Genomic DNA, 21,766 nt, shown 5'->3' on the forward strand with positions numbered 1-21,766 from the left:
TTTTGATACGCTCCAAGCAAAATCGCACCCTAAACGCATAAAGGAATTTATTCCCGTATTTCTTGGCAAAGCTCCACCAAAACACCATTGGAGGTTTTAGGGTGCACAAAAGCAACCAGCTTATTGTCGGCCCCTTTTTTGGGAATCTCGTTGAGGACCGTAAACCCCTCGGCCTTAAGTCGTTCTATCTCCAAGACAATATCATCCACTTCAAAGGCAATATGGTGTATTCCCTCTCCCTTCTTATCTAAATATTTGGCGATGGGACTGTTCTCATGGGTGGCTTCCAATAATTCAATCTTATTGGGTCCTACCTTAAAAAAAGAGGTTTTTACCCCTTCAGAAAACACCTCCTCTATCTTGTAATGAGGGGCGCCCAGTAGTTTTTCAAACAGGAGATTGGATGCTTCCAAATCTTTAACGGCTATTCCCAAATGCTCAATTTTGTTCATCTATCACTAATTTATATCAGTATCTGGTAAGTATAGCGCTAAAATACACATATTGTGCGTATTTTTGTCCCATGGAAACACAACGACAAAAAAAGATAGCAGGCGTTATCCAAAAGGATATTGTAGATATTCTACAGCGCGCAGCGATTGATGGTGGGTTAAGGGGAACGTTGATTTCAGTATCAAAAGTAAGCGTCCCTACAGACCTGTCCTTGGCAAAAATATATGTGAGCATATTCCCAACCAAAGATGCCAAAGAACTATTGGAAGGGATGAAAAGCAATCAGGCCCTGATCAGGCACGAATTGGCACAGCGCACAAGACACCAATTGAGACGTATCCCAGAACTTTCGTTTTACTTGGATGACTCTTTGGAATACATAGACAATATAGAAAAATCCTTGAAAGGGGAGGAAAACCCGATTGAAAATCCAGATTTGTTGGAAAAAAGAAAAAAATCATAAGATTGAATTTTCCTTTTTACATCGCACAGCGGTATGTTAGATCCAAAAGCAGCCAAAATGCGGTGAATATCATCAATTTTATTACTTTTTTGGTCATCGTCATTGGTTCTGCAGCGCTTTTCGTGGTGCTCTCTGGCTTCGCGGGACTAAAAACCTTTAGCCTTTCCTTTAGCAATACGGTAGACCCTGATCTTAAGGCCCAACCGGTCACTGGGAAATTTTTCGACATCACCCCGGAACAGGAATCCCAACTGAAAAACATCAAAGGAATCGCTTCCTACTCCAAAGAGTTGGAGGAACGTGTATATCTGACCCATAGCCAAAAAAGCCATGTCGCCTATATCAAGGGCGTGGATAGTGACTATGGCACAGTAACGTCCATGGACAGTACCATCTATTTTGGGAACTGGGAATTGGACCAAAACCATGGGGTCATTGGAATCGGTATTGCCAATCTTTTGGGGCTAAGCACCAATAATTACAGGAACCCATTAGTTGTCCTAGCACCCAAACCGGGCAAGGGATCCATATCACAGCAATCTCTTAGAAGCAAACCATACAACCAATTGGAACTGGTGGTCAGCGGTATCTATTACATTGAGGAAAATCTGGACAAGAAGTATGTCTTTTCAGAACTTTCTATGGTCCAGGCACTTCTGGAAAAGGACAGTACCCAAATCTCCGGCATCAATTTCAAGCTCGATGAAACCGTGGATGTTCTTCAAACAAGGGAAGCGATAGCAAAGGTTTTTCCCAATTCCATCCAACTAAAAGACAGGAGGGAGCTCAACAGTACCCTTTATAAGATGTTGAATACTGAAAATTTGGCCACCTACCTTATTTTTACCTTGGTACTCATTATAGCCCTGTTCAATGTAGTGGGAGCTATCATTATGATGATCCTGGATAAGCAACAAAACTCCAAAACCCTGTACAGTTTGGGAACCACCATCAAAGAACTGAGACGAATCTACTTCGTTCAGGGTGTATTGGTGACCAGCGTTGGTGGATGTATCGGTGTGCTTTTGGCCTCCTTGTTGATTTGGTCTCAAATTGCTTTTGGTTGGTTAAAAATAACCCCTTCCCTGGCCTATCCGGTGGAATACAAAATGCTCAATGTAGGGATCGTACTATCCACCATTGTAGTTTTGGGAATCATAGCGTCCAAGATAGCCAGTAGTAGGATCAATAAAAAATTGATCACACGCTAAACCTTTTTACTGGCAGATCGTATCCCATATCGTGAATTAAATCAATGGTGATCCCTGGCTAGTTTAAACAGCCGAAAACTGGTAATCGCCAAACTTTTCCATGACCTCATCAAAGGCATCAAAAACATCAACGGCATCGTCACTGGTCACCATTTTCATACGGTACTCCTTAAAATTCGGGATGCCTTTGAAATAATTGGTATAATGTCTTCTAGTTTCAAAGACACCTAATTTTTCGCCTTTCCAGTCAATGGCCATCTGCAGGTGCCTACGGGCCGCATCCACCCTTTCCTCCATGGTTGGCGGAGCCTTGTGTGTCCCTGTCCTAAAATAGTGCTTCACTTCGTTGAAGAACCATGGGTAACCAATACTGGCACGCCCTATCATGGCACCGTCCAATCCGTACTCATCACGCATTTTCATGGCCATTTCGGGGCTATCCACATCACCGTTCCCAAAAACAGGGATATGCATTCTAGGATTGTTCTTTACCTCAGCAATAGGCCCCCAATCAGCGCTGCCCTTGTACATTTGCACCCTTGTACGACCGTGAATGGATATAGCCTTGATACCAACGTCCTGCAGGCGCTCTGCTACCTCCACAATTTTTATGGAATCACTGTCCCACCCCAATCTGGTCTTTACCGTTATGGGCAGGTTAGTGCGTTTCACCATTTCCTCCGTCAGCTTTATCATCAAAGGAATATCCTTGAGGATGCCGGCCCCGGCGTTTTTAGAGACCACTTTTTTAACAGGACACCCAAAATTGATGTCGATGATATCCGGATTCGATTTTTCAACTATGTCAATGGATTGCAACATGGAATCCAATTCTGCCCCAAAAATCTGAATCCCTACAGGGCGTTCCTTTTCATAAATATCCAATTTCATGACACTTTTTGCGGCATCGCGAATCAGTCCTTCGGATGAGATGAATTCCGTATATACCACGTCTGCACCTTGTTCCTTGCAAAGGGCACGGAATGGCGGGTCACTAACATCTTCCATTGGCGCTAAAAGCAATGGGAAATCTGGCAGTTGAATATCTCCTATTTTTGGCAAAACTTTTTCTTTTTTGAGAATGCAAAAATAGTAAATATCTCTTACATAAGACGTTTAATTGGTTTCCAAGCGATCCCGCTCAATTTTATCGATGGTTCTTTTCCTTTCTTTGAGCCCAAAATTCCCAAAGTTATACGTAAAACCAAAACGGATGAATTGGGTCTCGGGCCTAGGCAAATAGGCATTGTCCTGATTCAAATATTTAGAGGCGACCGTTCCGTTGGCCCTGCCTAAAATATCCTCTGAGGAGAGGGAAATAGCTGCCCTGTTGTTCCAAAGAGTTTTACGAAGTCCGAATGTGAGATTGGTTGTTTCCGAAATTACATAGGAGCCCAAGAGGAACTTGGACAGATAATTAAGCCCCAATTCTCCGGTAAAAGTACCGTCCTTGGATAGGGTAAAATTGTTCTGCAGCAATAAAAATACCCCTTCCACCTCATTGGTGACAGGAATATTTCCACTCTCAATGGCCAAAAAGGTTTCTTCCTCATGAAATAGGGAGGTAATGGCCATCAAAAACCAGTTGTTGGTGATGGATTTAATATAGGTCAGGTCCATTCCATAAGAGATACTCCCCAAAACGTTTTGGCGTACCTCCCTAACAGTTTGGGACTGGTTATCCTGAAAATTGAGCGTGCTTATTAAGTTACCATTGTCCCTGTAATAAAGATCCAAAAAATACGTCCCTTTTAAAGTGTAGTTAAAATTGAAGTTATGACTGAAATTGGGTCTTAAATTGGGATTTCCCTGATTAAAAACATTTTCGTTTAAGAAGTATAAAAAGGGGTTCAGGTCCTGGTATTTGGGTCTGGAAAGCTTACGACCATAATTCAAGGAGTAAGAATGATTATCGGATGGAGAGTATAGCAAGTACAAGGAAGGGAATAGCTCAAAATAATCCTGTACATTAATTTCGACCACACTTAAGGAATTGCCTTCCACATGGGTCTGTTCTCCCCTTAAACCCAATTTTAGGGAAAATTTGTCCCAATCCTGTGTCATGCTGACATATCCGGCAAATACTGTTTCATCATAATCATAGATGTCCGACAAGGCTTGGTTTTTGGTTTGACTATTGCCCATCACATTGAAATAATCCAGTCCACTTCTTGAATTGATGTTGGAAAACTTACCGCCACCTTCCAAGGACAAATCGCCAAAAGCATCCACATAGTCTGCCTGACCTGTATAGATTTTTATATTTTGGTTGGAATTCGTCAAGAAACTAAAATTCCTCATAAAATTGTTGGAGCTATCAAAGTAATCAGAGGATACAAATTGATTTTGGTCCAATTCATAAGCCGTATGATGTGCGTTTAAGGATAAGGACGTCCCATCTTTTTTAAATTGATGGACATAGTTCAGGTCTATTCCCAAATTGGCCTGATCAATATTTAGCTTACCGCTGGAAATAAAGGTAGAATCCAGCATATTCTGGGCATTACTAATCAAGTTCTCTGAAATGTTATCATAGGTCTTGTTGGGAGAAACTGCCAAATTGGTGGTGATATTCAAAGAATTTCTGTCATCAATATCGTAATCCAGGATAAGATTTGCATTTTGGGCGGCAGATCTGGTGGTCCTGTTAAAGGTAGATTGCCATTTTGAAAATACCGCATCGTTCTCTATAAAATTGATATAGCCGTTATTATCCTTGTATTCCTTTCTTGGACTTATGGTATAGTTGGCAAAAACACTTACTTTCTCGGTCTTAAAATAATGACTGGTCCCAAAACTGTATTTTGGAAAAATGGCCTGTATATAATCCCCGTTGACACTTCCCTTGTACCCTGGGGAGAGATTCTTGCTGGTTGTGATATTTAAAATAGGGCCACCCTCAGCATCGTAACTTGCCGGTGGGTTCATGATTACCTCAACGGATTTTATATTGGACCCTGAAACCCCTTCCAGTAAGTTCTTGATTTCTGCATTGGTGAGCTGTACTTTGCGGTTGTTCAAATAGATTGTCGGGGTCTGGTTTCTTATCTTCAACTGGTCGTTCACCATGATGACCCCAGGTGTTTTTCGCAGCACATCCCACGAATTCCCCAAGGAGGCGATCGTATTTTCCACATTAAAGACCAAACGATCCGATTTGCGGACAACCGTAGGGTTTTTGGCTGTAACCTCCACCCCGTCCAGATCAAAGGAACTGTCCTCAATGACAATGGTGCCTATGGCCACATTCTCCTTTACATCTACAGCTATTAAATTAGAGGTTGAACCGATGTAACTAGCCTTTAAAAAATAAGTCTTGGGTTGGACGTTTGAGATAACAAACCTCCCTTGGTCATCTGTAGAGGCCCCGTGTACCACAACGGAGTCAGTTACCTGAAGCAATAGTACATTGGCATAGCCCACAGCTTCATTATTTCTATCTTTTACTGCACCAGAAACCTCATAGGTTTGGGCAGATAGGAAAAATGGCATGATCAGGGGCATGATCAAAACTAATAATCTAAACTTCAAGTTATTCGGGTTGGTCTTCAAAACTAATAAAAATTTTGAAGTGTCCTACTACAAATTATGTAATCTAGTCGAATATTAACTCTATTCTGTTCGTTTCCTGCTAATTTCTTAGGAACCGATATTTTATGCAGGTCAAATAAAGTATATTTGCAATTGCTTAGAACGTGTTGAATAAGCTCTTACAGTTACATCATTTATGAAGAACATTAGAAACTTCTGCATTATTGCGCATATAGACCATGGCAAAAGTACCTTGGCAGATAGATTATTGGATTTTACGGGCTCTGTGACCGATAGGGAGAAACAGGACCAGCTACTGGATAGTATGGACTTGGAAAGGGAACGTGGTATTACCATTAAGAGCCATGCCATACAAATGGATTATACGCACAATGGGGAACAATATATCCTTAACCTGATCGACACCCCAGGCCACGTAGATTTCTCTTACGAGGTCTCGAGGTCCATTGCTGCCTGTGAAGGGGCCTTGCTGATCGTTGATGCCGCCCAGAGTATTCAGGCACAGACCATTTCCAATCTTTATTTGGCCTTGGAGAACGATTTGGAAATTATCCCCGTTCTGAACAAGGTAGATCTTCCCAGTGCCAACCCGGAAGAAGTGACCGATGATATTGTAGAACTATTGGGCTGTAAACATGAGGATGTTATTCCCGCAAGTGCCAAGACAGGCTTGGGAATACAGGAGATCCTTACCGCTATCATAGAACGTATACCTGCTCCAAAAGGCGTGGTGGACGAATCTTTGCAGGCGTTGGTCTTCGATTCTGTATATAACCCCTTCAGAGGTGTAGAAACCTATTTTAGGGTGATCAACGGGGAAATAAAAAAAGGACAAAAGATAAAATTTGTAGCCACGGGCAAAAGTTATTTCGCGGACGAAGTGGGTACGTTAAAACTTACACAACATCCGAAACAGGTCATTAAGGCCGGAGATGTTGGCTACCTGATTACAGGAATAAAAGATGCAAGAGAGGTAAAAGTAGGGGATACCATAACGGATTCTGCCAACCCGACAAAAAACCCTATCGGTGGGTTTGAAGATGTAAAACCCATGGTATTCGCCGGAATTTACCCTGTGGATACGGAAGACTTCGAGGAATTGCGTTCTTCCATGGAAAAATTACAATTGAACGATGCTTCCCTGGTATTTACCCCAGAAAGTAGTGCGGCCTTAGGATTTGGATTTCGTTGTGGCTTCTTGGGGATGTTGCACATGGAAATTATCCAGGAACGATTGGAGCGTGAGTTTGACATGACGGTGATCACTACGGTACCCAACGTAAGTTACCACGCTTTTACCCGAAAGGAACCCACAGTACCAGTAATCGTGAACAACCCAACAGACCTTCCCGATCCTTCAACATTGGACCACGTGGAAGAACCGTATATCAAAGCTACGATTATTACAAAGTCGGACTTCGTAGGCAATGTCATGTCCCTTTGTATTGACAAAAGAGGGGTCATTACACACCAGACCTATTTAACACCTGAGCGTGTGGAACTTTCTTTTGATATGCCATTGGCGGAAATCGTATTTGATTTTTATGATCGATTGAAGACCGTATCCAAAGGCTATGCTTCCTTCGATTATTCCCCGATTGGTATGCGGACCTCAAAATTGGTTCGTGTGGACATTCTTTTGAATGCTCAGCCGGTGGATGCCCTTTCTGCCCTGATACATGCAGACAATGCCGCCAATATTGGAAAGAAAATGTGTGAAAAATTAAAGGAATTGATTCCGAGACAGCAGTTCGATATTCCTATCCAAGCAGCCATTGGGGCGAAGATCATATCCCGTGAAACCATTAAGGCTCTCCGTAAGGATGTGACTGCAAAATGTTACGGTGGTGATATATCCCGTAAACGCAAGCTTTTGGAAAAACAGAAAAAAGGTAAAAAACGTATGCGTCAAGTAGGTAACGTAGAAATACCACAGCAGGCGTTTATGGCCGTATTAAAGCTGAACGATTAATTAAAAAGCCCCAAGAAGTTTCTCGGGGCTTTTTTTTGATTTGGTTACCTGTCCTCCTGCGGACTCAAATTATCCTTGTCCTGCTCCAATATTTTTCCCAGATATACCAACTTTGAGCCGGACTCTATATCCTCAAACTCTTTACTGAAGGAAGGAATAATCTTTAGATCCCCATCCTTGGCCTTCAAGAATATCGGCACAATATTGTGGTCGGCTTTTATAATCTCTATCAACCCCTCATAGTGTTCCTTGTCCTTGAGTTCTATTTCATGGATAGCGGGATACAGTCTGGAAGCCTCCATCAGTTTTATAAAATCGTCTGTATGGGAAAAAAGACCTTCCTTAGGGTTGTTTTCGGGGTCGTTCATTTCATCCCCCGTGACCAAACGGAAGGAACCGTTCTCCCCAAACTGATCCTTAAACTTTTTGATGGCAAACATATTAATGTCGGAATTTCCCGTTAGGGCCATCAAATACCCCATATCGTTCAATTCAATATTATCGGTAAGGGAATCGGAATAGATATTGGCGGTCATGGCGTCCAGTCCCATTTTCTTGGCCTTGTCGATGTTGGACTGGTTATTGTCTATCAGCACCACATGACGTTTGTTTTTCTGAAGGTAATTTGCAATCAATCTAGGGGCCTTTGAGGCACCGATGATCAAAATCCCTTCGGACTTGTCCAAAAACACCCCGACCAGTTTGGCAAACAACCGGGCCGTAGTGGCATTTAAAAGTACGGTCCCCAATACCACCATAAATACGATAGGTGTTATATATTCGGCTCCCGGTTCCCCATTGGCCAGTAACTTGGACCCAAAGAGCGAGGCAATTCCCGCCGCTACAATCCCTCGCGGTCCCACCCAACTGATGAATAATTTTTCCTTAAATTTTAGGTCGGACCCTGCAGTACTGAGAAATACGCCCAAGGGCCTGATCAAAAAAACAATAATGGCCAACAATACAACCATTTGCCAATTAAAAATCAGCTCCAATTCTTGTATGTTGATATTGGCTGCCAATAGTATGAACAATATGGAAATCAACAGTACGCTCAGGGATTCCTTAAAATACAATAATTCCTTTAGGTTGGGAAGATTGATATTTCCCATCACCAAACCCATAACCACTACGGCCAATAGCCCGGATTCATGTGCAAATATATCCGATTCTACAAAGACCAGTAAGACTACGGAAAGGGAAACCACATTGAGAAGGTAGTGTGGGATAAAATTCTTTTTAATGGCAAAGGCCAGGGCATGGGCAAAGGTAAATCCGAAGGTAGTTCCGAAAAGGAGAATTTTCCCAAACTCGATCAAGGCTGTTTGCGTATAGGCCTCTCCTTCACCAACGCTGATAAATTCAAATACCAATACCGCCACCAATGCTCCAATGGGATCTATTAGTATCCCTTCCCATTTCAATACCGCGGAGACATCTTTTTTTAGGGGAATGTTCCTTAGAATGGGCGTGATCACCGTTGGCCCGGTTACTATAATAAGTCCCGAAATTAAGAAAGAAACTTGCCAGGTTAATCCAAATACGAAATGGGCAGCGACACCTGCACCAAAAAACGTCACCACTGAGCCCAGGGTAATCAATTTGGTAATCACCGGGCCTACATTGGCTATTTCGGAACGCTTCAAGGTTAGTCCCCCTTCAAATAGAATAATACTAATGGCCAGAGAAACAAAATAATAAAGACCTTCCCCAGGGAAGAGTCCTTTTTCCCCATTCCAAATGGGTTCTATCCATTTTTCCCCATTATCTGTAAATAGGGTAGATACAGGCCCAACTATTAGACCTATTAAAATCAGCGGTAAAATAGCAGGCAGTTTTAATCTCCACGCCACCCATTGTGCTATAATTCCAAGTATAATAATTCCCGCTAATTCAACCATTCAATTTTTTTTGTGAAATTTAATGTTTTTATTTTAAAAAAGTATGCTGTAAGACAGTATGACATTCCTGTAGTTTCATATTTGCAATAATAGCGTCTAAAGGTGAATAAGGAATGAGAGGTGTAAATTTTAATAAAATTCTATTTGATTTTTGTTTTTGGGACAGCCCTAAATACAACCTTATATTTAAAAATCATTTGGCAACTGCAAGCCCATAGGATCTATGGGTAAATAATGGTTCTACTGACATCCATATATTTTTCCTCCAATTTTGCAGGTAGGTCTTCCATAAAGGGCTGGTGGGAAATACCGCTCCTTCTTGAGGAAATAAACAACAAAAGATCATTCTTCTCTATCACCTGCTTTCCTTCCAAAAAGGATTCCGTTATTTCCAGGTTCTGAAACCTATTTTGCTGGGTGATCTTGTGCCTTTTCATGTGTTTCCTGATGGCATTCCCGGTCTCGGCATTGCAATAAAACAGAACGCCTATTCCAAGCTCTGAGGCAAGTCTGGTTAGTTTGCCCATCCAATTGTCGAACCCCAGTTCCAATTCTGCCAATGGGGGGGCAACCACCACAAGCTTTTTGTGGTTTGAAAGGGGCTGTTCAAAATGACAGACGAACACTGTCTTATCTGTATTGGCCAGGAAACCTTCCAATTTCTTGCCAAAAAACTGATCGATAATACCCGTACGTTGGGGCCAACCTATAATAATGATATTGGCCATGATTTCTCGTGCCGTTCTGGCTATCCCACCAAAAATATTGAAATCAATGGCAGCGATTACCTCAGCCCTGGTTTCCGATGCCGTGGCATGGTCTATCAATTGTTTTAATTTTAATCTTGCCCGGGCAATATTCCGCTCTGCTTCCCTGTTATTGGGCACTACGGTGAGAATGGACAAGGGGTAGCTAGATTTTTTATCCTTGATGAGCAAGGCAAAATCTAGGGCCTTTTCCAAATTTATATTGTTGGCTATTGGCAATAGGATATGTTCGTTTATCACGTGGTTTTTGGTGTGCATCGTATTATCGTCCTCCATGGCAACCACCAAGCTTTTAGCAGCGCGTTCCGTTACGAACGAGGCCACAATACAAGTCCCCAAGATTAGGATGACCGTACCATTTAAAATATTCTCATCCAATATTTTGGCCTTGTAGCCAACCAAAATGACCGCAAGTGTAGCAGCGGCATGGGAACTGCTGAGTCCAAAAATCAGTCTTCTTTGAAGTTTGGAGTATTTAAATACCAATTGTGTAAAAAGAGCCGCCATCCACTTGCCAAAAATGGCAACTACCGTTAACGTCGCCGCTACAATAAGGGCCATGGGCCCACTAAGAATAACCCTATAATCTACCAACATGCCCACACTGATCAAGAAGAAGGGGATGAACAGGGCATTTCCTATAAATTCTATTCGGTTCATCAGAACAGAAGAGTGCGGGATGAGCCTGTTCAGGGCCAAACCGGCCACAAAAGCCCCTATTATCGCTTCCACTCCAGCCAATTCGGCCAAGAACGCCGCAAAAAATACAACGGCCAGAACAAAGATATAATGGGAGTGTTTTTCACTTTCCAGTTTTTTAAAAAACCATTTGGATACCCTGGGCACCACGCCAAACATAATCCCCATAAAAACAAATAGGGAAATAATAAGTCGAAGCCAAAAAACATAGGTAAGGTTACCCTCATGGGAACCTACCAGCACCGCCAAAATAATTAGTACTGCGGTATCGGTCAGGATGGTCCCGCCCACCGTGATGGCCACTTCCTGGTTTTTGGTAATCCCTAGCTTGCTAACAATAGGGTAGGTGACCAGGGTATGAGTTGCGAACATGCTGGCGGTCAACAGACTGGCGTTAAAATCGTAATCCAATAAGTAATAACAGACCGGAAATCCTATGCCCAAGGGGATGCTAAAAGTGAACAGCCCAAACCATATACTTTTGTTCCTATTCGTCTTAAAATCGTTCAGGTCCAGATCCAGCCCCGCAATGAACATGATATAAAGTAGCCCTATCGTAGAGAACAGATCCACAAACAAACTTTTTTCCAATAAATTAAATCCATTGGGACCTATGATCGCACCAGAAATGATTAGCCCAATGATGCCCGGTATCCTCAATTTGTTCATGAGAATAGGGACCATCAAAATGACAAAAAGAATCAACGAAAAAATTAGCACAGGTTTTTCGAGTGGCAATTTAAAATGGTGCATTATCTGCTCTAATACTTCATCCATCCTTTAACAGTTCAATTAAATGGTACTTTATAACATTGTCCTTGGTCGCAACCCTATATTTTTGGAGAGAAACGACCTCAGCATCTTTCCCGGCCTCTATAAAAACCCCCATTTTACTAGGGTTACTGGTGATTGTAAAACCAGTCGAAAATTAGTAGAAAAATGTTAAAAAACCACTAATAATCTGTGGTATATGAATAATATCCTATTTGCTTTCCTTAATTTGCATCAATTGTTTTGATCACTTATGAAATTATATCCTATTGAAGCCGGTAATTTTAAATTGGACGGGGGAGCCATGTTCGGGGTTGTTCCCAAAACCATATGGAACACCACCAATCCGGCAGATTCCAATAACATGATCGATATAGCTGCAAGGTGCCTATTGATTGAAGACGGCAATCGGTTGATCCTCATAGATACTGGGATGGGTAACAAACAATCCGACAAATTTTTCAGCTACTATTACCAATGGGGAGACCACTCTTTGGACAGCTCCCTTAAAAAATTGGGTTTCCATAGGGACGACATTACCGATGTGTTTATGACCCATTTACATTTCGACCATTGCGGGGGAAGTGTTCAATGGAACAAGGACAGGACTGGCTATGAGCCCGCTTTTAAAAACGCCTCTTTTTGGACCAATGAAAATCATTGGGAATGGGCCACCAATCCCAACCCAAGAGAGAAAGCATCCTTTCTTAAGGAGAACCTGATGCCCATGCAGGAAAGTGGACAGCTCAAATTCATTGCAAGGAACAATACCCCATTTATGGAAAAATCAGAGCTTGGTTTCGGTATACTCTTTGTAGATGGACATACCGAAAAACAAATGATCCCGCATATAGCCTACAAAGGAAAAACTTTGGTCTTTGCTGCTGATCTTTTGCCTACGATAGGACATATTCCCCTGCCTTATGTTATGGGCTACGACACAAGGCCTTTATTGACCATGGGAGAAAAGGCCCTCTTTTTGGACAAGGTGGCCCATGATGATTTATACCTATTTTTGGAGCACGATGCACACCATGAAATATGTACGCTACAACATACAGAAAAAGGGGTGCGCCTAAAAGATATCCATTCCTTTGATTCAATATTCAACTAATCCTAACAAATCACTTTAACATATGACAATTACATTTTCTAGATCTTTTTTGGGGCTGTGTTCTGCCTCAATTTTTTTGATTGGCTGTGGTAGTTCAACCGGACTTATTTCCACTCCCATCGAAAACATAGACGCCGTTCCCTTAAAGGTTGCCGAACTTACCGAGGAGCAAAAAAAGAATTGGGGACATACCGACCTGTTGACGGATACCATTCCCGGTATGAGCGTTGATAGAGCCTATAAAGAAATTATCGGTTCCAAAAAAGGAGAAAAAGTAATAGTCGCCGTGTTAGACTCCGGAATAGACCTTGATCATGAAGATCTGAAAGCGGTTGTTTGGTCCAATACGGACGAAATTGCAGGCAACGGGTTGGACGACGACAATAACGGTTATGTTGATGATATCCACGGTTACAACTTCTTGGGGGAGTCCTACAATGAACAATTGGAGCATACCCGAATAGTAGCAAAGAAAATCGGGGACGCCACTTTGCAGGCAAGGGCAAAGACCAAATTGGATACTGCCTATGAAGAGGCCTTGCAAAACAAAGAGCGGTATGAGCAGATACTACAAGCGGTAAAAAATGCCGATATGGCCGTAAAAGCAGCTTTGGGCAAAGAGGAATATACCGAGGAAGATGTATCATCCATCAAGTCCGATGATACCACTATGCAACAAAATGTGGCGATATTGCTTCAAATGTACAACTTTGGCGAAAGCATTCCGGAAGTGATGAAAGAGTTGGAAGGCGGAATAAAACACTTTACCGAAAGCCTAAACTACAACCTCAACGTTGGTTTTGATGGTAGGGCCGTAGTAGGCGATGACCCTTATGACCTTATGGATACCAATTATGGTAATGGCAATCCAAAAAACATGATCGAAGACGAAAGCCATGGAACACATGTAGCTGGAATTATAGCTGCCGAGCGCTATAACGGCAAAGGTGCCAACGGGGTAGCAAATAACGTGGCCATCATGAGCATTCGTGCTGTTCCCAATGGTGATGAATACGATAAGGATATAGCTCTAGGGATCCGATATGCGGTTGATAACGGGGCCAAGATCATCAACGGTAGTTTTGGAAAGTCATTTTCGCCAAATGCAGAATGGGTGTACAACGCCATAAAATATGCTGCCTCCAAAGATGTGCTTTTTGTACATGCCGCAGGAAACGACGGACTCAATTTGGATGATTTAAAAAACTCCAACTTTCCCAACGACCAGGTGAACAACGGTCCGGAAATTGCCGACAATGTGATTACCGTTGGTGCCCTGACCAATAAATATGGGGGCGAAATGGTTGCCTCTTTTTCCAATTACGGGGCTATCAATGTAGATGTGTTTGCTCCGGGAGCAGCCATCTACTCCACGGTTCCAAACAATGAATACGAGTTTTTGGGAGGTACCTCCATGGCGGCACCTGGAGTAGCGGGAATTGCGGCCCTTATCCGCTCCCAATACCCCGACCTAAGTGCTCCTCAGGTTAAAAAAATAATCATGCAATCCGGTATCGCCACCAATACCCAAGTGGTATTGGACGGAGATCCTTCAAAAGCGGCACCATTCAACACCATATCCAAATCAGGGAAAATGGCCAATGCATACAATGCCCTGATATTGGCCGAACAAGTATCAAAAGGAAAAATCAAACTATAAGAGATGAAAAACAACAAAGGTTTAGTATTAGGGCTGTTTATGGCCATAATTTCAATGTCCACCACCTTATGGGCCCAAAACAATACCAATTACTGGCAACAGCATGTAGATTATACCATGAAGGTAGATATGGATGTGAAAAACTACCAGTATAAGGGAACACAAACCCTGGTGTATACCAACAATTCGCCCGATGTTTTGGATAGGGTCTATTACCATCTATTCTTCAATGCTTTTCAACCCGGTAGTGAAATGGACATCAGGCTCCAGAACATAGAAGATCCAGACGGCAGGATGTTCGTGGATGGCAAAAGTAGGATTGCATCCCTATCACCGGAAGAAATAGGATATTTAAGGGTTACTTCCTTGACACAAGATGGAGCACCTACGTCTTATGTAGAGGAAGGGACCGTACTTGTCGTAAAATTGGCCAATCCTATCCAGCCAGGGGCCAAGACCACGTTTGAAATGGCATTCAACGGGCAGGTGCCTGTACAAATAAGACGTTCTGGGAGAAACAGCTCGGAGGGGGTTGCACTCTCTATGAGCCAGTGGTATCCAAAACTAGCGGAATACGACTTTGAAGGTTGGCATGCAGATCCTTATATCGCCAGGGAATTCCACGGCGTATGGGGAGACTTTGACGTATCCTTGACCATTGATAAAAATTATGTGGTTGGTGGAACTGGATACTTACAAAATCCTCAAGAAATTGGTCATGGTTACGAGGCTCCGGGAACCAAGGTAAAAAAGCAAAAAGGGAAGACCTTGACCTGGCATTTTAAAGCTCCAATGGTCCACGATTTTATGTGGGCGGCCGATCCTGAATATCTGCATGACACCTTGCAGGTAAAAGATGGGCCCATGCTCCATTTCCTTTACAAAAACAATACGGACATTCTTGAAAACTGGAAAAAATTACAGCCCAAGACCGCTGAGATGATGGAGTTTTTCAGCAAGAATATCGGTAAATATCCCTATGATCAGTATTCCGTAATCCAAGGTGGAGACGGCGGTATGGAATATGCCATGAGCACCCTGATTACAGGAGAGCGCTCCTTCGGTAGTTTGGTAGGTGTAACCGCCCACGAAATGGCACATTCATGGTTTCAGCACATCTTGGCCTCCAATGAGTCCAAGCACGAATGGATGGATGAAGGGTTTACCTCTTTCATCTCGGCACTTTATATGAACGAGTACATGGGAGAGAAAAAAGACAATCCGTTCGAAGGGGCTTACAAAGGGTATTACAGATTGGCCACCTCCGGTAAGGAGCAGCCACAGACAACACATTCTGATCGTTACGCCCTAAATTTTGCCTATGGGGTTACGGCCTATAGCAAGGGGGAAATCTTTTTGGCACAATTGGGATATGTCATTGGACAGGAGAAATTAATGGAAGCCCTTCGCAAATATTATGAGGATTTTAAATTTAAACACCCAACGCCCAACGATATCAAAAGAAGTGCCGAGAAGGTATCGGGCATAGAATTGGATTGGTACCTGACCGATTGGACACAGACCACCAATACCATCGATTATGGTGTAAAAGCCGTTTCTGAGATGGATGGAAAGACGAAGGTAACCTTGGAAAGAATTGGGCTTATGCCCATGCCACAGGATATCCTAGTGGTTTATGAGGATGGAACCCAGGAAACTTTCTATACGCCATTGAGAATGATGAGGGGCGAAAAAGAAAACCCATATCCTTCTTTGAACAGGACGGTATTGCCAGATTGGCCATGGGCGTATCCTACCTATGATTTTACCTTGGACAAGCCTGTTGGTGAGGTAAGGGCCATTGTCTTGGATCCATCGCAATTGATGGCCGATATCAATAGGGAGAACAATGTTTTCCAGAAAGAGGCGGAATAGTATCATGAACCCTGTAGAGGTACGATAAAGTGCTTGATCCGGGAAAATTTCATCAACCCCATTTAAACCCTTACCCAAGGGATTTTAAATGGGGTTGCTTTTTGAACCAGGGAGTATCTTTGTACATAAATGTCTTGGCCGTACGCTCTCTATTGGTCATTAATATCCTTTGTTTGTCCAGGACCCTGTTCCTATAGCCCAAAAGGTGGAAAATAGGTTTTGCCAAAAACCTGGCGGTGGACACGTTCACTATAAGCATACCGTCTTTCTTGCTTTCCCAGGTTATCCCCGGTAAAATGGTCAGGAGAGAATCCATCCGGAAACCTCTCATCAAGGCAGATAGCTTTAAGGCCATTGGAGGGATACTCTTGATCAGGAAAAAACCATCCTCTCCCTGCTTTTGGTACAAGGGCATAAAAATTCTGGCAGACCTCGGTGCCCTGATCTCTTGATGACCTACTTTGGCCACCACCATTCCTTTGGAAATCTTCTCAAAGCTTTCAAACCCAGGAAGCATTTCAAATTTGTCCTTGGGCGCTATGTTGTGACGATGTACAATATCGTAAAATGTCCGGTTGTTTTCAGCTGATTGCTGTAACTGCCGATAGTAATCTGAAAAGTTGGGAACGGCATCTTTGGTCAATGCCCCACTAAAAACCAAGGTCAGCCACAAAAACGCAATACTGTTCAATACTGCTTCTTTCTCTATATGCTGTCCTGATTCGAAACCAAGTGAAAGGTACCCCAAGGTATTTATATAACTGAGCAAAGGTCCTTGCAAATATTCCTCCATCCCCAAAATGGTGGGAACGGGGAACAAAGAAGAAAACCGCCTGTTGATGAGGGCATCGTTTATGGTAATAAAAGGAAGCGTCTTACTGGAGGTGGTATGGAAATCTACAAAATAAAAGGGGGGCGTACCTGTTTTAAGAATTTGAGCGAGAAGCTTATATATTTCACTTAATTCCCTTTCCTCCGCACCTAGATCCCCTTCCTCTTTTTTCAGGATGGTACTGATCTGTTCCTCCGTCCACATCCGATTGAGATCTTGGACCACAAATCGCATTCCCTGAAGTTGTGCTGAAATGTTGCCTCTTATCCCGTAGACGTTGCCGGTTATTGGTATGGATTCGGATTGTATTTGCTGGAATACCTCTTGGATTGCCGTGCATCCCGAAGGCTCATTTCCGTGAATACCACCAAAGAAGACTACTGTAGGGCCCATTTCACTCCCGGCCAAATGCCCAATTATCCTTTCTTCCTTGTTGTTCATTCCCAGAGCTTATAAATCTTTGGAGGTAATGATTCCAACTAGTTTTTTTCCATTGACCACTGGAAGACAGTTAATGGCCCTGGACTGCATTATACTTTTGGCCGAACTCAATTTCTCTTCTTCCGTAATGGTCACCAGTTGTGTTTTCATAATATCGCGGATGCTCTGCTCCAAGGCTCCGGTTTCTCCTAAATATTGCTCCACATCGGTCCAGGTCAAAAGCCCTACCAGGTTCAGATCATCATCAAGAATGGGAACATGGTGAATGTTTTTCCACTGCATCATCTTTAATACCAGTTCCGCACTGTCATTTTCCTGTGCGGTTATGGTCTTGGTGTTCATGGCCTGTTTCACCTTGGCGTGTTCCTTTTGGATAATATGTTCATCTCCCCTTGGCAATTGCCACGCATCAATGGTGTAACCCTTTTTATTTTGCTGGTACATGGATGCCGTTAGAATGGCCAAAGCATCCACCTGCTTATGCTCTTTTGTCAATTTTCGGTATGCCTCCACTGTCCATCTGGATCCATTGTAGGATTTTATCCTATTTTCAATAATGGATAAATATCGTTCCACATCTTCTGGGGCCACATCCATAGCGTACAGACCCCGGAATGCCATGGGCAAAAGGAGATCTAGGAGTAGATCCTGACTTGAAACCAATTTTCCTTCCCAATAGAATTGTGTGGCCATCCCATATCTTGCCGCGTTGTAAAAATTTGTTTTGACATCCTTGAAATCCATTTTGGTGTGGATTTCATTATACTTTTTGGGCCTTCCCTGCATGATGCCCACCCAAAACATCATATTGGCTATTTCATCAGCGGTTGTAGGTCCTGAGGGAATATATCTATTTTCTATCCGTACATGTGGTTTGCCCTTGGAGGCACCATAGCAGAGTCGGTTCCATTTATATACCGTGCCATTGTGCAGGTTGAGTGCCCTGAGCTTGGGAATGGTCCCTGCCTTTAGCTCTGTTAGGCTATCGGTCTCAAAATTTGTGGTCAGCATACTTCTAAAGCCCACAATGGATTCCTTGTAAAAATCTACGATATCACCATGGGCCCAATCGTTGCCAAAATTTACCCTAGCTTCCCTTTCGTTCAACAAAAAGGTACTGGCCCTTGTATCCACACTTTGGGTAAACAGCGCAATTCTCGTTTCTTGCCATAGTTCCCTTCCCATGAGCATAGGGGCATTAGTACATATGGACAATAAGGGTCCTGCTATGGCCTGTGACCAATTGTAGGTATCCCTAAAATCATCCGGGTCTATTTGCAAGTGGGCCTGATAACTGGTATTGCACCCTTCGTAAAGTACGGAATCGTGGTGCACATTGAGTTCATCCACCCCTTTGATATGGAGTTCAAAATCATTCTTGCGCATTTCCTTTACAGCCTCGTTCAATATTATATAACGTTTTATCGGGGTCATATAGGGAAGTTCCAAATGTTTTTGGGTGATGGTCGGGAGTATCCCCGTGAGAATAATTTTATCGCCATGTTTTGTGGCTATATCTCCGGCCTTTTCCAACAAGTCGTCCAATTGTTTGTGCATCTTCGAGAAACCGAACCCTGTCAAGGGCAGGGGATCTAGATTAATTTCCAAGTTGTACAGTGCAATCTCCGTTGTAAAGTGGGAATCGTTGATCTCTTCCAAAATTTTCAGGGCCTTGTTTGAAGGTTGCCACCCTTGGTCTACCAAACAAAATTCCTGTTCGGCCCCAATGCGAATGGGACTTTTCTCGAACATGTCGTTCTTCAACATATGATCCAGGGCCTCGATATCCGTTAACAACTGTTTTATGTAATTGGAATTATTGGGGCTTTTCAATAGGGCCTCTACATGTAATTCTCCCATCTTTTCTATATTTTATTACGGTTCATTACCTCATACAATAAGGTGTTCCAAATTAACCTCCTTTGAATATTTGACCTATGATGAATGTCATAAATTAGAAACTGTGGTTTTTATTTTTACTTTTACGCCACCATGTCATTTACACTCCCTAAGAAAGAAAAATTAAAGAGTAAAAAGCTCATTGAACAGTTGTTCAATGAGGGGAAAAGTGTTTCCAATTATCCGGTAAAACTTGTCTATCTCAAATGCGTACACGAAGACGGGTCCAAATTGAAAATAGGGGTCACCGCATCCAAAAGGAATTTCAAGAGCGCTGTAAAACGCAATCGCATTAAAAGGCTGATGCGCGAATGCTACCGTTTGAACAAGCCCTTAATTTTTAACAACATAGAGGGAGACTATGCGTTTATGTTTTTATATCTTGGTAAGGATATGCCCACTTATGAGCATCTGGATATATGCTTCAAGCAAATTTTTAAAAAACTGTTAACCAAAGAGAGTCATGAAAATCTCAATTAAGAAAAAGGTTCTTATTCCCATCTTTGCCCTCGTATTTCTTGTAGTAGGGTCTAGTTTTAAAAGCGATTTCTTTGAAATTGCGAAGCAGATAGAAATATTTACCACCCTGTTCAAGGAGCTGAACATGAACTATGTGGATGAGACAAATCCAGCAGAACTCATGGATAATGCCATCAAAAACATGTTGGAAGGCCTGGATCCCTACACCAAGTTTTTAAATGAACAGGATGTTGAAGCTTATAAGATCAATAATGCGGGGGAGTATTCGGGTATTGGTGCCGTGGTGCGCTCCTATAAGGATAAATTGGTGGTCATAGAGCCTTACAAGAACTATCCGGCAGACAAGGCAGGATTAAAAGCTGGTGACGAGATCATCAAAATTGGGGATATTGGCATTGCAGAATTTAAGGATGACGGGAGTGAGCTTCTCAAAGGAGCCAACAATACCTCGGTAGCGGTCACCTACAAAAGACAGGGACAAATCCGTACCACAACCATTGTCAGGGAGGCCATAGAAGTAGATGCGGTGCCCTATTATAAAATGGTGGATGCCAAAACAGGTTATATCGTTTTGGCCAAGTTCAATCAAAAGGCATCGGAACAGACCAAGGAGGCCCTGATCAATCTGAAAAACGAAGGGGCCGAAAAGATTATTTTGGACCTTAGGGGCAATCCTGGCGGTCTACTATCGGAAGCCATCAATGTGACCAACTTATTTATTCCCAAGGGAGAACTGGTGGTAACCACAAAATCCAAGGTCAAAAAATTCAACAGGGAATACTACACGAAAAATCAGCCCATAGATGAGAATATTCCACTGGTGGTCCTTGTCAACGGCAGGAGCGCCTCTGCCAGTGAGATTGTTTCTGGAAGTCTACAGGATCTGGATCGTGCAGTGATCATGGGGGCCAGAAGCTTTGGAAAAGGGCTTGTTCAAAGACCGTTGAAGCTGACCTATGGTACGCAATTAAAAGTGACCATTTCCCGTTATTATACCGCCTCTGGCAGGTGTATCCAGTCCTTGGATTATTGGAACCGGGATGGAGACGGCAATGCGGTGAAAAACACCAATTTTACCGACTTTAAAACCCGTAACGGGCGAAAGGTACAGGATGGGGGAGGCGTACTGCCGGATATAGAGATCAGTGCCCTTAGAACCAATGCCCTGACTCAGGGCCTAATGGACAGCAATGTGATCTTTGATTTTGCAACCCAATATTACTATCAGAATACATTGAACTCGCCTGCCGAATTTACATTCACCGACACCAATTTTGAAGCCTTTAAAAACTTTGTGAACCAGAGTTCGTTCAATTTTGAAACAAAGACGGAAAAAGCCCTGAAAGAAGCCATGACGGCAGAAGAAAAGGCTATCTACGGGGTGGAGGTAGAAGAAGGGTATAAAAACCTCTTGGTACAGATCAACAAAAGTAAGATTGCAGCATTGGACACCTATAAAAACGAGCTTGAGAAAAACTTGGAGGACGAAATTATCAAGCGTTATTTCTATAGGGAAGGTCTTTATGACTATTACCTGGGTCATGATGATGCTATTTTGGCTGCCACGGCATTGCTTTCGGACACTCCCAAATACAAGGGGATACTGAAATAATCGGAATTCCGATCACCATATTTTCTTGGCAAAAAAGGCAGATATATTTCTGCCTTTTTGCTTT

At 42.7% G+C, this 21,766-nt stretch carries 15 protein-coding genes; 8 read left to right on the forward strand and 7 right to left on the reverse strand.

Annotated elements, in window-relative coordinates; translation table 11 throughout:
* Positions 1 to 47: 47 nt before the first annotated feature.
* The gene (gene mce, locus WAA86_RS01520) at positions 48 to 452 is read right to left on the reverse strand and encodes a methylmalonyl-CoA epimerase (RefSeq protein ID WP_337299201.1); all 405 of its coding nucleotides are present in this window, start codon (positions 450 to 452) and stop codon (positions 48 to 50) included.
* A 71-nt stretch (positions 453 to 523) separates the two neighbouring features.
* On the opposite strand from mce, the gene rbfA reads away from it, so the two are divergent.
* Positions 524 to 916: a 30S ribosome-binding factor RbfA gene (rbfA, locus tag WAA86_RS01525; RefSeq protein ID WP_337299202.1), complete on the forward strand. Its 393-nt coding sequence runs from the start codon at positions 524 to 526 to the stop codon at positions 914 to 916.
* Between the two features lie 2 nt (positions 917 to 918).
* Entirely contained in the window at positions 919 to 2,127 is a 1,209-nt protein-coding gene (locus WAA86_RS01530; RefSeq protein WP_337299203.1) for an ABC transporter permease, read from the forward strand.
* Positions 2,128 to 2,190: 63 nt separating this feature from the next.
* Here WAA86_RS01530 and dusB read toward each other — a convergent pair whose 3' ends face one another.
* Both dusB and WAA86_RS01540 read right to left on the reverse strand, forming a co-directional pair.
* Positions 2,191 to 3,189: a tRNA dihydrouridine synthase DusB gene (gene dusB, locus WAA86_RS01535; protein WP_337299204.1), complete on the reverse strand. Its 999-nt coding sequence runs from the start codon at positions 3,187 to 3,189 to the stop codon at positions 2,191 to 2,193.
* Positions 3,190 to 3,243: 54 nt separating this feature from the next.
* Positions 3,244 to 5,658 carry an outer membrane beta-barrel family protein gene (locus WAA86_RS01540; protein WP_337299205.1) on the reverse strand — a complete coding sequence of 805 codons (2,415 nt, stop codon included), beginning with the start codon at positions 5,656 to 5,658 and terminating at the stop codon, positions 3,244 to 3,246.
* Positions 5,659 to 5,854: 196 nt separating this feature from the next.
* Between WAA86_RS01540 and lepA the strand changes: the two genes are divergently transcribed.
* Positions 5,855 to 7,651, forward strand: coding sequence for a translation elongation factor 4 (gene lepA / locus WAA86_RS01545; RefSeq protein WP_337299206.1), 1,797 nt, complete (start codon positions 5,855 to 5,857; stop codon positions 7,649 to 7,651).
* A gap of 44 nt (positions 7,652 to 7,695) precedes the next feature.
* On the opposite strand, the gene WAA86_RS01550 is transcribed toward lepA, so the two are convergent.
* Together WAA86_RS01550 and WAA86_RS01555 are read right to left on the reverse strand one after the other, a co-directional pair.
* A complete protein-coding gene (locus tag WAA86_RS01550) occupies positions 7,696 to 9,552 on the reverse strand; it encodes a cation:proton antiporter (RefSeq protein ID WP_337299207.1) in 1,857 nt (618 codons plus the stop codon).
* A gap of 221 nt (positions 9,553 to 9,773) precedes the next feature.
* The gene (locus WAA86_RS01555) at positions 9,774 to 11,795 is read right to left on the reverse strand and encodes a cation:proton antiporter (RefSeq protein ID WP_337299208.1); all 2,022 of its coding nucleotides are present in this window, start codon (positions 11,793 to 11,795) and stop codon (positions 9,774 to 9,776) included.
* A gap of 247 nt (positions 11,796 to 12,042) precedes the next feature.
* Between WAA86_RS01555 and WAA86_RS01560 the strand changes: the two genes are divergently transcribed.
* From WAA86_RS01560 to WAA86_RS01570, 3 genes are read left to right on the forward strand one after another with little or no spacing between them, the layout of a single operon-like run.
* On the forward strand, positions 12,043 to 12,903 hold the full coding sequence (locus WAA86_RS01560; protein ID WP_337299209.1) for an MBL fold metallo-hydrolase: 861 nt from the start codon (positions 12,043 to 12,045) through the stop codon (positions 12,901 to 12,903).
* A 22-nt stretch (positions 12,904 to 12,925) separates the two neighbouring features.
* Positions 12,926 to 14,563 (forward strand): S8 family peptidase, encoded by a 1,638-nt coding sequence (locus WAA86_RS01565; protein ID WP_337299210.1) that lies wholly within the window; start codon positions 12,926 to 12,928, stop codon positions 14,561 to 14,563.
* Between the two features lie 39 nt (positions 14,564 to 14,602).
* Positions 14,603 to 16,438 carry a M1 family metallopeptidase gene (locus WAA86_RS01570; protein ID WP_337299487.1) on the forward strand — a complete coding sequence of 612 codons (1,836 nt, stop codon included), beginning with the start codon at positions 14,603 to 14,605 and terminating at the stop codon, positions 16,436 to 16,438.
* A 70-nt stretch (positions 16,439 to 16,508) separates the two neighbouring features.
* Here the strand turns inward: WAA86_RS01570 and WAA86_RS01575 are convergent, their stop codons facing one another.
* Both WAA86_RS01575 and WAA86_RS01580 read right to left on the reverse strand, forming a co-directional pair.
* On the reverse strand, positions 16,509 to 17,711 hold the full coding sequence (locus WAA86_RS01575; RefSeq protein WP_337299211.1) for a succinylglutamate desuccinylase/aspartoacylase family protein: 1,203 nt from the start codon (positions 17,709 to 17,711) through the stop codon (positions 16,509 to 16,511).
* A gap of 9 nt (positions 17,712 to 17,720) precedes the next feature.
* A complete protein-coding gene (locus WAA86_RS01580; protein ID WP_337299212.1) occupies positions 17,721 to 19,571 on the reverse strand; it encodes a CBS domain-containing protein in 1,851 nt (616 codons plus the stop codon).
* Between the two features lie 132 nt (positions 19,572 to 19,703).
* On the opposite strand from WAA86_RS01580, the gene rnpA reads away from it, so the two are divergent.
* A complete protein-coding gene (gene rnpA / locus WAA86_RS01585; protein WP_337299213.1) occupies positions 19,704 to 20,090 on the forward strand; it encodes a ribonuclease P protein component in 387 nt (128 codons plus the stop codon).
* Positions 20,074 to 21,702, forward strand: coding sequence for a S41 family peptidase (locus WAA86_RS01590; protein WP_337299214.1), 1,629 nt, complete (start codon positions 20,074 to 20,076; stop codon positions 21,700 to 21,702). The genes rnpA and WAA86_RS01590 overlap by 17 nt, the downstream gene beginning before the upstream one ends.
* Positions 21,703 to 21,766 lie beyond the last annotated feature (64 nt).

Origin of the sequence: Sediminicola sp. 1XM1-17 (genome assembly GCF_037203765.1) — a bacterium.
In the GTDB taxonomy this organism is placed as follows: Bacteria; Bacteroidota; Bacteroidia; order Flavobacteriales; family Flavobacteriaceae; genus Sediminicola.